At 62.8% G+C, this 927-nt stretch carries 2 pseudogenes; both read right to left on the bottom strand.

Going from position 1 to position 927, the window contains the following annotated elements:
- A pseudogene (locus tag ACP7BY_RS20980) lies at nucleotides 1–353 on the bottom strand (MFS transporter); the annotation flags it as partial.
- Nucleotides 350–841, bottom strand: a pseudogene (locus ACP7BY_RS20975) (recombinase family protein); the annotation flags it as partial. The pseudogenes ACP7BY_RS20980 and ACP7BY_RS20975, both read right to left, overlap by 4 nt.
- Nucleotides 842–927 lie beyond the last annotated feature (86 nt).

Here is a 927-nt window from a genome sequence, read left to right as displayed (position 1 = left end):
CTAAACGCGAACAGGAAGCTGAGCATGGCCGCGCCGGTGAGCGCTGCGGTCACGCCTCCTGTGAACGCGATCACGCCCGAGACGAACGCCTGCGCCAACGAGGTCGCGGCGAGGATTTTTGCAGCATCGTGGTGATCGACCAGCTTGCCCGCGTACGGCGCGACCAAAGCACCGGGCAGCAGAAGCGCAATCAGCAGGGCTGCTATTTGCGGACCAGAGCCGGCCGGAGCTACCCGGAACACGAGCGCCACCTGCGTAATCTCATCGCCGATGGTGGATGCGAGAAGCACACCGAAGAGGAGACGTTCAAACCCTGGGCGAAGCGCAATTGTCTCAGAGATCGGTTGGCTCACGACGTGCGGTTTCGTCGAGCAAGCAGCTTCTCACCGTCCGGTCTAATCCGCCCATCGGGCGTGACATGCCGGTAGAGCGTCTGCCGAGTGACGCCCAACTCGGCACATAGCTCGGCAACTTTGGTTTCAGGCTTTCCCATAGCCGCCTGTGCAAGCCGTAGCTTGGCCGGTGTCATCTTAAACGGTCGTCCGCCCTGCCGGCCGCGGGCACGCGCGGACGCGAGCCCCGCCTTGGTGCGTTCGACGATCAACTCGCGCTCGAACTCCGCCAGCCCTGCGAAGATGGCGAAGATCAGTCGGCCGTTTGCGGTGGTGGTATCGATCGAAGCACCTTCACCAGTCAGCACCTTTAGTCCGACTCCGCGTTTGGTGAGGTCGCCGACTGTGTTCACCAAATGCCGCAAATCGCGCCCGAGCCGGTCGAGCTTCCAAATGACGAGTGTATCGCCAGAGCGGGCTCTGTTGCAAAGATTGGCGGCAGTCAGAGGTAGGCTGTCGCTCTGCGCCGATCAGGCGGCTGCTGCGAAATGGTGGTTGAGCATGCCCATGGCCTCCGTCAGCGCCGAGGGCCCAA

The organism is Sphingomonas sp. PSPC2-2, from assembly GCF_049897725.1.
Lineage (GTDB): Bacteria > Pseudomonadota > Alphaproteobacteria > Sphingomonadales > Sphingomonadaceae > Sphingomonas.
Note: the sequence above shows the minus strand (reverse complement) of the source record. Positions and strands in the feature narration are given on the sequence as shown.